11 protein-coding genes are annotated in these 14,122 nt (G+C 68.9%); 4 read left to right on the top strand and 7 right to left on the bottom strand.

Features of this window, described 5'->3' with window-relative positions:
• Positions 1–311 precede the first annotated feature (311 nt).
• Positions 312–2,216 carry a diguanylate cyclase gene (locus AVCA_RS02655; protein WP_012699260.1) on the top strand — a complete coding sequence of 635 codons (1,905 nt, stop codon included), beginning with the start codon at positions 312–314 and terminating at the stop codon, positions 2,214–2,216.
• A 28-nt stretch (positions 2,217–2,244) separates the two neighbouring features.
• On the opposite strand, the gene AVCA_RS02650 is transcribed toward AVCA_RS02655, so the two are convergent.
• From AVCA_RS02650 to AVCA_RS02625, 6 genes are all read right to left on the bottom strand, one after another.
• Positions 2,245–2,934 (bottom strand): glutathione S-transferase N-terminal domain-containing protein, encoded by a 690-nt coding sequence (locus tag AVCA_RS02650; protein WP_012699259.1) that lies wholly within the window; start codon positions 2,932–2,934, stop codon positions 2,245–2,247.
• A 12-nt stretch (positions 2,935–2,946) separates the two neighbouring features.
• On the bottom strand, positions 2,947–3,633 hold the full coding sequence (locus AVCA_RS02645; protein ID WP_236616337.1) for a glutathione S-transferase N-terminal domain-containing protein: 687 nt from the start codon (positions 3,631–3,633) through the stop codon (positions 2,947–2,949).
• A gap of 48 nt (positions 3,634–3,681) precedes the next feature.
• Positions 3,682–4,269 carry a TetR/AcrR family transcriptional regulator gene (locus tag AVCA_RS02640; protein WP_012699257.1) on the bottom strand — a complete coding sequence of 196 codons (588 nt, stop codon included), beginning with the start codon at positions 4,267–4,269 and terminating at the stop codon, positions 3,682–3,684.
• A gap of 166 nt (positions 4,270–4,435) precedes the next feature.
• A complete protein-coding gene (gene ald, locus AVCA_RS02635) occupies positions 4,436–5,557 on the bottom strand; it encodes an alanine dehydrogenase (protein ID WP_012699256.1) in 1,122 nt (373 codons plus the stop codon).
• 162 nt (positions 5,558–5,719) lie between these two features.
• On the bottom strand, positions 5,720–6,478 hold the full coding sequence (locus AVCA_RS02630) for a slipin family protein (protein WP_012699255.1): 759 nt from the start codon (positions 6,476–6,478) through the stop codon (positions 5,720–5,722).
• A 1-nt stretch (position 6,479) separates the two neighbouring features.
• The gene (locus tag AVCA_RS02625) at positions 6,480–7,898 is read right to left on the bottom strand and encodes an NfeD family protein (RefSeq protein WP_012699254.1); all 1,419 of its coding nucleotides are present in this window, start codon (positions 7,896–7,898) and stop codon (positions 6,480–6,482) included.
• A gap of 843 nt (positions 7,899–8,741) precedes the next feature.
• Here AVCA_RS02625 and yccS point away from each other — a divergent pair.
• The 3 genes from yccS to AVCA_RS02610 all read left to right on the top strand — a co-directional run bounded on the left by yccS (position 8,742) and on the right by AVCA_RS02610 (position 13,080).
• Positions 8,742–10,916, top strand: coding sequence for a YccS family putative transporter (yccS, locus tag AVCA_RS02620; protein WP_012699250.1), 2,175 nt, complete (start codon positions 8,742–8,744; stop codon positions 10,914–10,916).
• A 113-nt stretch (positions 10,917–11,029) separates the two neighbouring features.
• Positions 11,030–12,427: a cytochrome b6 gene (locus AVCA_RS02615; protein ID WP_012699249.1), complete on the top strand. Its 1,398-nt coding sequence runs from the start codon at positions 11,030–11,032 to the stop codon at positions 12,425–12,427.
• 170 nt (positions 12,428–12,597) lie between these two features.
• Positions 12,598–13,080 carry a GreA/GreB family elongation factor gene (locus tag AVCA_RS02610; protein WP_012699248.1) on the top strand — a complete coding sequence of 161 codons (483 nt, stop codon included), beginning with the start codon at positions 12,598–12,600 and terminating at the stop codon, positions 13,078–13,080.
• A gap of 43 nt (positions 13,081–13,123) precedes the next feature.
• Here AVCA_RS02610 and AVCA_RS02605 read toward each other — a convergent pair whose 3' ends face one another.
• Positions 13,124–14,059, bottom strand: coding sequence for a DUF808 domain-containing protein (locus tag AVCA_RS02605; RefSeq protein ID WP_012699247.1), 936 nt, complete (start codon positions 14,057–14,059; stop codon positions 13,124–13,126).
• Positions 14,060–14,122 lie beyond the last annotated feature (63 nt).

Below are 14,122 nucleotides of genomic sequence, written 5' to 3'. Positions count from 1 at the left end.
TCGCCGGCAAGGGGCGCAGGAGCGGATTCGTCCGCGACGGACTGTAGGACGGAAGCATTGCGAACGAATTCACCGCCACCGAAGCGCTAGCGACCGCTCGCCCCTGGCGCTCCGACGAGGGAAACACCTACGACCTCGGAAGAGCCGCCGCCCGCCAGCCGTCGAGGCTTGCGCTTCGCAGTGGCCGCGAATGCCGGGCAACGGTCCCGAAGGATTCGGCGAAGCCCACGAGGGCACCGGCCGGCACGGCCCCGGCTCCGCCCGACGATCGATCGAGCCAGCCTTGAGCAGCCAGGAGGAGCGCATCATCGATGGCTTTGTCAGCATGTGGGAGTCAGGGAACGGGCGAACGCTTTCCGCGCTGGCGCATCTGTGTACGTCTCGCCTTGCTGCTGGGCCTGCTGCACGGGGCCTCGCCGGCGATCGCCGGCCGGCAGGACGAGCCCGCCGCCCTGCGCCTGGACGGCAGCGAACGGTCACTGGACCTGCATCCCCACCTGCAGTTGCTGCACGACCCCGGCGGCCGGCTGCAGGCCGAGGAGGTCATGGCCAGCGGCCAGGCGTTCGCCCCGGCGGCCGGTCGCCACGACCTGAACTTCGGCTACACCCGCGACATCGTCTGGCTGCGCCTGGATCTCGAATCACGGGCGAAGGAAGTCCGCGAGTGGCAGATCGAGTTCCTCTACCCCTCCCTCGACCGCATCGAGCTGTTCGGCATCGGCGAAGCCCCCCTGCTGGGCGGCGACCGGGTACCCGCCGGACAGCGCGACAGCCCCCACCTGTCGCCGGCCTTCAGCGTGCGCCTGGCTCCCGGCGAACGGCGCAGCCTGTTCTTCCGCACCCAGTCGAGCGGCACCCTGACCCTGGACGCGCAGCTCTGGGAAAGCGCCGCCTTCGCCCGCCACAGCCGTCTGACGCTGATGCTGCAGAGCGGCTACATGGCCATGCTGGCTGCCCTGTGCAGCTACAACCTGTTGCTGTTTTTCGCCCTGCGCGAACGCAACTTCCTGCTCTACGTACTGTTCGCCGCCAGCCTCGGCGGCGGCATGCTCGCCCAGTCGGGGCTCGGCGCCCAGTACCTGTGGAGCGACGGCAGCGAGCTGGACAATCGCGCCCTGCCGTTCTTCCTGGCCCTCGCCCTGGCCCTGGGCACCCTGTTCACCCGCGAATTCCTCGATACCCGTCACGCCCTGCCGCGCTGGCACGAGTTGCTCGGCCAGGCCTGCGCCCTGCATTTCGGAGTGACCCTGGGCAGCCTGCTGCTACCGGTCGACCGGGCGCTGCAGACGCTCTCCGTGATCAGTATCGGCGGCATCCTGCTGTTGCTCGCCTGCGGCCTGGCCGGCCTGCTGCGGCGCTCGCCGGGCGCACGCATCTTCGTGCTCGCCGAGCTGGCGCTGATGGCTGGAGTAGTGCTCATGTCGCTGCGCAACTTCACCCTGCTGCCGAGCAACCTGGTCACCGCCAACAGCGTCCAGTTCGGCTCGGCGCTGGAGATGCTGCTGCTCTCCTTCGGCCTGGCGGCCCGCCTGGGCGAGCTCAAGCGCCTCAAGCTGGAGGCCCGCGAGGCCGTCCTGCGCAGCCAGCAGGAAGCCCTCAGGACCCTGCAGGAGCAGGAGCGTCTGCTCGAACGGCGGGTGGCCGAGCGCACCGCAGCCCTCGCCGAGGCCAACGCGCGCCTCAGCGCCATCGCCTTGCAGGACCCGCTCACCGGCCTGGCCAACCGCATCGGCCTGAACCAGCGCCTGACCCAGGCCTGGCAGCGCGCCCAGCGCAAGCAGGAACTGCTCGCGCTGATCCTGATCGATCTCGACGGTTTCAAGGCGATCAACGACCGCTACGGACATGCCGCCGGCGACCAGTTGCTGCTGCAGATCGCCGGACGCCTGCAGGCCAGCGCCCGCGCCACCGACCTGGTGGCCCGGCTGGGCGGCGACGAATTCGTGCTGATCTGCGAGGCCATCGGCTCCGAGGAGCAAGCCCACGCCCTGGCCGAGCGCATCCTCCACTCGCTCGGCCAGCCGGTGCAGCTCGGCGATGCGCAGGTCAGCCTGAGCGCCAGCATCGGCATCAGCATATGCCGCGGGCAGAGCCACGAAAAACTGCTGTGCGAAGCCGACCAGGCGATGTACCGGGCCAAGGCCGGCGGACGCAGCCGCATCCACCGGGCCGACAGCGACCCGCCGCCGCTCGACCCGGCCTACCGGCCGGGCTGAGCGGCGTTCCCGGCCCGGCGCCCCCGGCTCAGCGCTCCTGACCGAACAGCACCCGGCGCGCCTCGGCGGTGAGCAGCGCGCCGGGGTCGGCGTTGACCTGCTCGGCCAGGGCATAGGCGCGTTGCACCGCCGGCCGCGCGGCGATGCGTTCGAGCCAGGCGGCCATGGCGGGGAAGTCCTCGATGCGCTGGCGCTGCCCCTCCCAGAGCTTGGCCCAGGGGTAGATCGCCATGTCGGCGATGGAGTAGTCGCCGGCCACGTAGTCGCGCCCCTGCAACTGGCGGTCGAGCACACCGTACAGGCGCGTGGTCTCCTTCACGTAGCGCTCGATGGCGTAGGGAATCGGTTCCGGCGCATAGCGGACGAAGTGGTGGTTCTGTCCGGCCATCGGCCCCAGCCCGCCCATCTGCCAGTACAGCCACTGCAATGCCTGGAAACGCGGGCGGGTTTCCCGGGGCAGGAAGCGCCCGCTCTTGTCCGCCAGGTATTCGAGGATGGCGCCGGACTCGAACAGCGCCAGCGGCTCGCCGCCGTCGTCCGGCGCATGGTCGACGATCGCCGGAATCCGGTTGTTCGGGGCGATCCGGAGGAACTCCGGGGCGAACTGCTCGCCCTTGCCGATGTTCACCGGGCGCAGGCGGTAATCCAGTCCGGTTTCCTCGAGAAAGAGGGTGATCTTGTGGCCGTTGGGGGTGGTCCAGTAGTAGAGATCGATCATTGACGTGTTTCCTCAGTCGTTGGTGGCGCGCCGCACTGCTCCCTGGCGCTCTTCGCAGAAAGCCAGCAGGCGGCGGAACCAGTCGCCGGTCGGCGAATCCCCGGGCCAGAGCTGCTCGCCCAGGGTCCAGGCCCAGAAGAAGAAGCCGCCGATCAGGTAATCGGCGCCGGCCGGCTCCGCTCCGTCCAGCCAGGACTGCCCCTTCAGCATGGCGTCGAGCGGCTGCAGCGCCCGCGCCAGTTGCGCCTGCCCGGCGTCGCGGTCGGCGAAGGCCTCCAGGGACATGCCCAGGCTCTTCTCGCGGGTCTGGCGGAAGTAGTCGCGGTCCGGCGGATCGATGCTGGCCAGCACGCGCGGCAGCAGCAGGCGGACCAGCGCCGGACGCAGGTCCTGGCCGATCAGCCGGTCGATCAGCCGCAAGCGGCTTTCGCCCAGCGCGCCGCCGAGCAGACTGGGCTGCGGATAACGCTCGTCCAGATAGCGGAAGATCGCCAGACTGTCGTGGACCGTGGTCTCGCCGTCGCGCAGCACCGGCACCAGCGTCTGGCCGGAGAAGGCCAGGGCCTCCTTGTCGGTGAAACGCACCGGACGGCTGACGAAGTCCAGCCCCTTGTGCGCCAGGGCCAGGCGCACCCGCCAGCAGTAGGGGGAAAACAGCACTTCGGGGGAACTCCCACGAAGCTCGTACAGTTCGCGCATATCCATCTCCTTTTATCGGGACTTACCGGTCCAAAAACAGGCGAATCGTCACCGCAGACACCCCAGGGCCACCTCGATCGTCGCGCGCAGGGCCTCGACCGAGGCTCCCGCCTTGCGCTGGGTGCGCAGGCCGTTCATCACGCACTGCAGATAGCCGGCCAGCACTTGCACATCGGCCGCCGCATCCAGCTCGCCGCAATCCTGGGCGCGCCGCAGGGCCTCGACCAGCACCTGGCGCAGCCCCTCGACCCCGCTGCGCAGCAAGGCGGCGATCTCCGCGTCGGCCTGGGAAAACTCGCTGGCCACGTTGACCAGCATGCAGCCGCGCGGCGCCTCGCCGGCGCACTCCTCCTCCAGGGCGCAACACAACCAGCCGCGCAGGAACTCGCGCGGCGAGACGGCCGCCTGCAGGCGCTCGCGCAGTTCGCGGCGGCGCTGGGCGCAGTAATGGCGCAGCGCCGCCGCGAACAGGGCGCGCTTGCTCGGATAGGTCTGGTACAGGCTGCTCTTCGACAGGCCGGTCGCCGTCAGCAGGTCCTGCAGCGAGGTGGCTTCGTAGCCGTGCCGCCAGAACATCTGCATGGCCTGTTCGAGCATCCGTTCCGGATCGAAGGTACGAGGGCGTCCGCGAGTCATGGAGTGAATTTAGGACTGATCGGTTCACAAGTCAAACCGAGCGCAAAGCCTTCGGCGGGAGGAGCGGATTCATCCGCGATACGGAATGTGCCTGAATCGCGGATGGATGAATGCACTCGCGCGCGGGCGTCTCGCCGTCAGCGTGGCCGGAGCGATTCCCCGCCGCTCACAACCGCGCCAGCAACTCGGCGGCGTTGCGGTACGGCAGGCCGTGGGCTTCGGCCACGCTGGCGCAGGCGAGCTGGCCGCGCGCCAGGTTGAGGCCGTCGCGCAGGTGCGGATCTTCCTCCAGGGCGCGGCGCACGCCCTTCTCCGCCAGGGCGACGACGAACGGCAGGGTCGCGTTGTTCAGCGCCAGGGTCGAGGTGCGGGCCACCGCGCCGGGCATGTTGGCCACGCAGTAGTGCACCACGCCATCGACCACATAGGTCGGCTCGGCGTGGGTGGTCGGATGCGAGGTCTCGGCGCAGCCGCCCTGGTCGATGGCCACGTCCACCAGCACCGCGCCGGGCTTCATCCGCGCGACCATTTCCGCGCCGATCAGCTTGGGCGCCGCCGCGCCGGGGATCAGCACGGCACCGATCACCAGATCCGCCGCCAGCACCTGCTCGCGCACCGCCGCCCCCGTGGCGTGCAGGGTGGCGATGCGGTTGCCGTAGCGGGCGTCCAGCCGGCGCAGGACGTCCAGATCGCGGTCGAGCACGGTGACCTCCGCGCCCAGGCCGACGGCCATGGCCAGCGCCTGGCTGCCCACCACCCCGCCGCCGAGGATCGCGACCTTGCCGGCCGGCACCCCGGGCACTCCGCCGAGCAGCACGCCGCGCCCGCCCTGGGCCTTTTCCAAGCAGTGGGCGCCGGCCTGGATCGCCATCCGTCCGGCGACCTCGGACATCGGCGCCAGCAACGGCAGGCGGCCCTGGGCGTCGCTGACCGTCTCGTAGGCGATGCAGGTGGCGCCGCTGGCCAGCAGATCGTCGGTCTGCGCCCGGTCCGGGGCCAGGTGCAAGTAGGTGAACAGGGTGTGGTGCGGGCGCAGGCGGGCGCGCTCCTCGGCCAGCGGCTCCTTGACCTTGACGATCAGTTCGGCGGCCTCGTAGAGCGCCGCGCCGTCCGTGGCGATGTGCGCCCCGGCGGCCCGGTAGTCCGGGTCGGCGAAGCCGATGGCGGCGCCGGCCCGGCTTTCGACCCAGACCTCGTGGCCGAGAGCGCTCAGCTCGGCCACCGAGGACGGCGTCAGACCGACCCGGTATTCGTGGTTCTTGAGTTCCCTGGGTATCCCGATACGCATGGCTGTCTCCTCGCCCTACGGGTATTGCCTGTCGTTTCCCGCCCATCCCGCGCCCCCGAACGCCGGCCGCATGCGGACCGCTTGCCGGCGAACCCCGGCGCAAGCGCTCCAAAGCCTGTTGACGCTACTCTCCGCAAGCCGCGTGGAGTGACGTCGACGGCCCTATGCCTGCCGGTCCCGTTCCCTGAGCCCTTGCAGCAGCTCGATGGGCAGCGGGAAGACGATGGTCGAGCTCTTGTCGCCGGCGATGGCGCCCAGGGTCTGCATGTAGCGCAACTGCATGGCGCCGGGCTCGCGGCCGAGCATGGCGGCGGCCTGCATGAGCTTTTCCGAGGCCTGCAGCTCGCCCTCGGCATGGATCACCTTGGCCCGTCGCTCGCGCTCGGCCTCGGCCTGCCGGGCGATGGCGCGGATCATCGATTCGTCGAGATCGACGTGCTTGATCTCGACGTTGGCCACCTTGATGCCCCAGGCGTCGGTCTGCGCATCCAGCACCTGCTGGATGTCGCTGTTGAGCTTCTCGCGCTCGGCCAGCATGTCGTCCAGCTCGTGCTTGCCGAGCACCGCGCGCAGGGTGGTCTGCGCCAACTGGCTGGTCGCCGCGTGATAATCCTCGACCTGGATGATCGCCTTCTGCGCATCGAGCACCCGGTAATAGATCACCGCGTTGACCTTCACCGAAACGTTGTCGCGGGAGATCACGTCCTGGGTCGGCACGTCGAGCACTATGGTGCGCAGATCGACCCGCACCATCTGCTGGATGCCCGGAATGATCAGGATCAGCCCCGGCCCCTTGACCTTCCAGAAGCGGCCGAGCTGGAACACCACGCCGCGCTCGTATTCGCGCAGGATGCGGAACGCCGACAGCAAGAGCGCCACCAGCATCGCCAGGATGAAGCCGAAACTCAGTTCGAAGCCCATGTCAGCCTCCTTCGGGAGTGGGTTGCTCGGCCGCCGCCACCTCCAGCAGCAGCCCCTGGCGGGCCACCACGCGCACCGCCTGGCCCGACCGCAGCGGCTGCGGACTGCGCACCTGCCAGCGCTCGCCCTGCAATTGCACCCAGCCGGCCCGCGGATCGCCGGCCTCGACCGCGACCACCGCCGTCAGGCTGCCGACCAGCCCGGCGTCGCCGCTCTGCACCTCGCGCCGGCGCGCCTTCAGCGCCATGCCGACGATGAAGGCGATCAACCCCGCGCTGACCACCGCCAGGGTCACGATCAAAGGCAGCGGAATGCCGAAGCCGGGCACCTCGGTATCGATCAGGATCAGCGCGCCGATGACGAAGGCCACCACCCCACCGATGCCCAACACGCCAAAACTGGGCAGGAAGGCCTCGGCCGTCATGAAGGCGATGCCGAGCAGGATCAGGCCGACCCCAGCGTAGCTCACCGGCAGCAACTGCAGGGCATAGAGGGCGAGAATCAGGCAGATGGCGCCGAGCACCCCGCCGAGGCCGAAGCCGGGGCTGGAGAACTCGAAGAACAGCCCGTAGACGCCGAGCATCATCAGAATCAGCGCCACGCTGGGATTGGTGATCACCGCCAGGAGCCGGGTGCGCCAGTCCGGCTCGTGGAAAACCGGCTCGGCGCCCGCGGTCCGCAGGGTCACCATGCCCTCGGCCACCGCATAGCGCTTGCCATCCAGTTGGCGCAGCAGATCCGGCAGATCGGTGGCCTGGTAGTCGATCACCTTCAGCTCCAGCGCCTCCCGTGCGGACAGGCTGACCGCCTCGCGCACCGCCTGTTCGGCCCACTCGACGTTGCGCCCGCGCAACTGGGCGAGACCGCGGATATAGGCGGCGGCGTCGTTGATCTGCTTGCGGCTGAGGGTGTCGGCCGGCTCGCCGCTGGGCGCCGGCTCCTCGCCGGCCTTGTCATCCTTGTCGCCCTTGTCCGCCGGCGGCGAGCGGCCCGGCTGCTGCGGCGGCGTACCGGGCATGCCGCCGATCTGCACCGGGGTCGCCGCGCCGAGGTTGGTGCCCGGCGCCATGGCGGCGATATGGCTGGCATAGAGGATGTAGGTGCCGGCGCTGGCCGCCCGCGCACCGCTCGGCGCCACATAGCTGGCCACCGGCAACGGGCTGGCGAGGATCGCCTTGATGATCGCGCGCATCGAGGTGTCCAGCCCGCCAGGGGTATCGATGCGCAACACCACCAACTGCGAGCCCTCCTTCTCGGCACGGGACAGGCCGCGGATCAGGTAGTCGGCGCTGGCCGGACCTATCGCCCCCTCCACCGTCAGCACCGTGACCGGCGGGGGAGCGGCGAGGGCCGGCAGCACGGCCAGCAGCAGCGACGACAGCGCCAGGGCCCGGCGCAGGCAACGGGCGAAAGCGGGCATGGGCTCCCCGACAAAGGCGTGTGGATCAGGAAAGGATAGACGAGGGCCGAGGCGACCTGGCGCTGCCGGCCGGCACACGGGAAAAACCCTCGGCATCGGCACCGCAAGAATGCGACGAACGCCGAAATCCGATCCGGGAACGGTGCCAGTCCGGGCAGATGGCTATCGTCCTCGCATCCGGCTCACAGACACCGCAGGCGGAAGGAGATCGATCATGAAAACTCGGCTCATCGCCGCCGCCGGCGAACGGCTCGGCCAGCATCCGAACCTGCCGGCTCCGCCGCTCCCCCTCACCGCCCAGGCACAGACCCGCGAGGCCGCGACACAAGCCATCGAGCGACTCGGCCGCATCGACGTACGGCCGAACAATGCCGGCTTCGGCCTGCTCGGCGTCCCAAATGCATTTCTGGGCTGCTTATACGGCAGTGAAGCCAGCGTTCTGGCCGCAGATTCTGGATCAAGATTTCTGAGCGGCCTACGCGGCAGTGAAGAATCGAGCGGCGGTCCGCCCGGTCATCGCCGTTTTCTGAGCTGCCTACACGGCAGTGAAGTTCATCGATATCCGGGACAACCCGATTTCAAATTTCTGAGCTGCCGTGTAGGCAGCTCAGAAAGGCGGCGGCCGCAGGTCGAAGACCCAGAAGTCCTTCACTGCCGCTTAGGCCGCTCAGAAATTGAAGTACAGAGCCTCGCCGCCGTAGGACGACTTCACTGCTGCGTAAACAACCCAGAAAAGCTCGTCGAGCCCGCGCTGCTCTATGTGTTCCTTCACTGCCGCCACCGGTCTCCCGCCTCGCCAAGCCTGCGCCTACAATGCTCCGTCCCCACCACCAGGCCGACTCCATGCCCTCGACTCCGTTCAGCCAGTCCCTCCGCCAGCTCTGGGCCCATCATGTCTTCAGTTACAGCCTGCGGGTGTTCATCGCTCTCACCGGCAGCATGGCGCTGTGCTGGGTCCTGGATCGCATGGACCTGCTCATCCCGCTGTTCCTCGGCATCATCGCCAGCGCCCTGGCGGAAACCGACGACAGTTGGGAGGGCCGGCTGCAGGCCTTGCTGGTGACCCTGGCGTGCTTCGCCGCCGCGGCCTTCGCCGTGGAGTTGCTGTTCCCCTATCCCTGGAAGTTCGCCGCCGCCCTGGCGCTGTCCAGCTTCGGCCTGACCATGCTCGGGGCCCTGGGCGAGCGCTATGCCACCATCGCTTCGGGCACCTTGATCCTGTCGATCTATACCATGATCGGCATCGACCAGCGCGGCGGGCCGCCGGTCGATCTGTGGCGCGAGCCCTTGGTGCTGGTCGCCGGCGCCGCCTGGTACGGCGTGCTCTCGGTGATCTGGCAGGCGCTGTTCAGCACCCAGCCGATCCAGCAGAGCCTGGCCCGGGTGTTCCGCGAGCTGGGCGAGTACCTGAAGCTCAAGGCGTCGCTGTTCGAGCCGGTGCGCCACCTCGACGTGGGGCAGCGCCGCCTGGAGCTGGCGCAGCGGAACAGCCGGGTGGTGGCCGCGCTGAACGCCGCCAAGGAGATCATCCTGCACCGGGTCGAGAACGGCCGGCCGTCGCCGCAGGTGAACCGCTACCTGAAGCTGTACTTCCTCGCCCAGGACATCCACGAGCGCGCCAGCTCCTCGCACTATCCCTACAACGCGCTGGCCGAGGCCTTCTTCCACAGCGACGTGCTGTTCCGCTGCCGCCTGGTGATCCGCCAGCAGGGCAAGTCCTGTCTGGCCCTGGCGCGGGCCATCGAACTGCGCCAGCCGTTCGACTGCATCGATCAGAGCCAGGCCCTCGAGGACCTGCACACCTCGCTGGCTCACCTGCGGATGCAGAGCAATCCGGCTTGGCGCCACCTGCTGTACTCGCTCGGCGCGCTGGCCGACAACCTCATTCATCTCGACCGCCTGCTGCAGGATGCGCGCAACCCCGACGCCCTCGCCGATGCCCAGGACAACAGCCTGCTCGACCGCGAGCCGCAGTCGCTCGGCGAGGCCCTGAGCCGCCTGCGCCAGCAGATGACGCCGGCATCGCGGCCGTTCCGCCATGCCCTGCGCCTGGCCGTGGCGCTCCCCGCCGGCTACGGTCTGCTGCACCTGATCCACCCCACCCAGGGCTACTGGATACTGCTGACCACCCTGTTCGTCTGCCAGCCCAACTTCGGCGCCACCCGCCGCCGGGTCCGCCAGCGCATCCTCGGCACCGTGCTCGGCCTGCTGGCCGGCTGGGCGCTGTTCGCCCTCTTCCCCAGCCTACAGGTGCAGGCGCTGTTCGCGGTGGTCGCCGGGGTGGTGTTCTTCGCTACCCGGACCAGCCACTACACCCTGGCCACCGCGGCGATCACCCTGCTGGTGCTGGCCTGCTTCAACCAGGTCGGCGACAGCTACGGACTGATCTGGCCGCGCCTGGTCGACACCCTGCTCGGCAGCCTGATCGCCGGTCTCGCGGTGTTCCTGATCCTCCCCGACTGGCAGGACCGCCAGTTGAACCGGGTGCTGGCCAACACCCTGGCGTGCAACGCCCGCTACCTGCGCCAACTGATGCTGCAGTACCGCAGCGGCAAGCGCGACGACCTGGCCTACCGCCTGGCCCGGCGCGACGCGCACAACGCCGACGCGGCGCTGTCCACCACCCTCGCCGGGATGCTCATGGAGCCCGGCCAGTTCCGCCGCGAGGCGGACGTCGGCTTTCGCTTCCTGGTCCTTTCCCACACCCTGCTGAGCTACCTCTCCGCGCTCGGCGCGCATCGCGAGCAGTTGCCCGAGGCCGAGTGCCGCCCGCTGCTCGACGAGGCCGCCGAGCGCCTGGCCAACAGTCTCGAGGAGATCGCCCTGGAGCTTGCCGGCAACCGCCCGGTGGCCGAGCACGACGAGACCGAGCAGGTGCTGCTCCAGCGTCTCGAACAGTTGCCCGAAGAGCAGGACGACGGGCTGCGCCTGGTGCAGAACCAGTTGGCGCTGATCGCCGGCCAACTGGCGCCGCTGCGCAGTCTCGCCGCGCCCCTGCAACGGAACCCGGTGCACTGAGCGCGGCCGGCCGGGCGTTCCGGCCGTCCTTCTTTCTGGCGATTCGCCCTCTCCGCTGCGCTCGTCTATACCTGTTGCTGTTGCCTCTGGACATCCATCGCAGGGAGACCCCCATGAGCAAAGCAACAATAAAAGCGGGCCTGGCGATCCCGATCGCCCTGGCGCTGAGCCTGGCCGACAGCGTCCGGGCCGCCCCGGAAGAGAAACCGACCAGCTACTCGCCGGTGGCGATCACCGAAGACTTCGCCACCACCAAGGAACGCCTCGCGGGCGAGAAATCCAGCGTGATGCAGACCCAGCGGCGTCTGCTGGATGCGCGCTACGACCTGTCCGACAAGCCCGTCCAGGGCGTCGCCATGAGCAAGGGCAAGCCGGTGCAGGGCGGCGTGCGCGTCAAGCTGCCGGGCGGTACCAACTGGGACGACCTGGGCCGCCTGAACCCCGAGGAGATCCGCGGCAAGCGCCTGTTCCCGGCCGGTTTCATGCCGCTGCCCCATCCCAAGCACGGCGAGGGCGGCATGCTCTTCCCGCAGTTCATGATCGACGAGATCAACAAGCAGGAACAGCGCGACCTGACCCGCTTCGACCTGGACTACGACCTGCCCGACCATTTCCTACCCGAGTTTCCGGCGCCGATCTTCCTCACCACCCGCCCGGACCTGGGCGACGTGTCGCAGGGCAAGCAGGTGACCCTGTTCAACTACTACGAGCTGTTCAACGGCATCCTCAATCCCAAGCAGCTCGAAGGCCTGCGCCTGTTGCTCACGCCCTTCCCGCAGCAGCAGTTCAACGTCACCGAGGACCGCCGCAGCGAGCACCCGCACCGCGGCGTGGCCTGCCTCGACTGCCACGCCAACGGCCACACCAACGCCGCCACCCACCTGGTCGGCGACATCCGCCCGCAGGAACTGCGTCACCGCATCGATACCCCGACGCTGCGCGGGGTGAACATCCAGCGGCTGTTCGGTTCGCAACGGGCCCTGAAATCGGTGGAGGACTTCACCGAATTCGAGCAGCGCGCCGCCTACTTCGACGGCGATCCAGTGATCGCCACCAAGAAGGGGGTGAACATCCTCGAACGCGGCAGCCAAGTGCATTTCATGGGCGAGTTCCAGGCCCTTCTGGATTTCCCGCCGGCACCCAAGCTGGATGTCGAGGGCCGGCTGATCAAAGGCCAGGCCAGCGAGCAGGAACTGCGCGGCGAGGCGCTGTTCCACGGCAAGGCCGCCTGTGCCGGCTGCCACGCGCCGCCCTACTACACCGACAACCTGATGCACAATCTGAAGACCGAGCGCTTCTTCGAGCCGCAGACCATCAACGGCCGCCTGGCCAAGGCCGACGGGCCGATCAAGACCTTCCCGCTGCGCGGCATCAAGGACTCGCCGCCGTACCTGCACGACGGCCGCCTGCTGACCCTGGAAGATACCGTGGAGTTCTTCAATCTGGTGCTGCAGCGCGGCCTGAGCGCGGAGGAGAAGGCCGATCTGGTGGCCTTCCTGCGCACGCTCTGAGGGGCCTCGCGAGGGACGCCACCGCGTCGCGTCCCTCGCGCGACGGCGGGACTTGCAGGCGCGGCCGAATCGCAATCAACTATGAGCTTCGTGACGCCGGCCGCAGGCCGGCGTTCCTCGCCCGGCCGGATGCCGCCGGGCTTTTCTTTTCCCCGCCCCGACGCCTTCCGATGAGCAAAACCCGCGTACTGCAACTGATCCTCGCCCGCCTGGAGGACGATCTCGCCCTCGCCCGGATCGCCGTACAGACGGCCCACGAGGCGGCGACCCACGAAGAGAGCGTCGCCGAGAACAAATACGATACCCGCGGCCTGGAAGCGGCCTATCTGGCCGCCGGCCAGTCGCGCCGGCTGGAGGAAATCCGCCAGGCCCTGAACCGCTACCGGAACCTGCAAGCGCGTCCTTTCGATGCCGGGCGCGGCATCCAGTTGACCGACCTGGTGCGTCTGGTCGACGGGCAGGGCGTGGAACAGACGCTGTTCCTCGGCCCGGACGCGGCCGGGCTCAAGGTCCGCGACGGCGACCGGCAAGTGATGGTCATCACCCCGCGCTCGCCGCTCGGCCAGCGCCTGCTCGGACGCGGCGAGGGAGACGAGATCGAACTGACGCTGGCCGGGGCGCTCCAGCGCTACGAAGTGCTGGAGGTCGGTTGAAGGAGCCGGGCCATTCCTGGCGGAACGGCCCGGCCGAACGCTCTCAGCGACCGAAGGCTTTCATGACGCGCTCGACCAGCGTGACGCCGGCCAGCACCAGGCCGCCGGCGACGATGCCGACCAGTGCGTTCAGCACTGTCGGCAGCAGCGCCGAGAGGATGCTGCCGACATTCGGCAAGCCGTTGGTGGTGGCTTCCAGGCCGTGCAGCCAGTGGGCCAGGAACGGCAGGCCATGCACCAGGATGCCGCCGCCGACCAGGAACATCGCCGCGGTGCCGAGCACCGACAAGGCTTTCATCAGCCAGGGCGCCGCCGCCAGCAGGCCCCGGCCCAGCCGGTTCAGCAGCGCGCTGGGCTGGCGCTCCAGATAGAGGCCGAGGTCGTCCAGCTTGACGATGCCGGCGACCAGTCCGTAGACGCCAACGGTGATGATCAGCGAGATGCCCACCAGCACCGCGACCTGGGTGGTGAAGGAAGCCTGCGCCACGGTGCCGAGGCTGATGGCGATGATCTCGGCGGAAAGGATGAAGTCGGTGCGCACCGCGCCCTTGATCTTGTCCTGCTCGAAGGCGACCAGATCGATGTTCGGATCGGCCAGCGCGGCGCTCAGTTCGGCACGCTCGGTCTCGTCCTCGGCGGCGCTGTGGGTCAGCTTGTGCGCCAGTTTCTCGAACCCCTCGAAACAGAGGAAGGCGCCGCCCAGCATCAACAGCGGGGTGATCAGCCAGGGCGCCAGGGCGCTGATGAGCAGCGCGGCGGGCACCAGGATCGCCTTGTTGCGCAGCGAGCCCTTGGCCACCGCCCAGACCACCGGCAACTCCCGCTCGGCCGCGACGCCGGTGACCTGCTGGGCGTTGAGGGCGAGATCGTCGCCGAGCACGCCGGCGGTTTTCTTCGCCGCGAGCTTGGTCATCACCGAGACGTCGTCGAGCAGGGTGGCGATATCGTCGATCAGGGTCAGCAGACTGCTACCAGCCATGAAAAAAACTCCTTGTGGGAACGGCCAGGCGGGTATTGACGGACCTGGCGGAGCCGCCAGTAA

It is taken from the genome of Azotobacter vinelandii CA, assembly GCF_000380335.1.
Lineage (GTDB): Bacteria > Pseudomonadota > Gammaproteobacteria > Pseudomonadales > Pseudomonadaceae > Azotobacter > Azotobacter vinelandii.
Note: the sequence above shows the minus strand (reverse complement) of the source record. Positions and strands in the feature narration are given on the sequence as shown.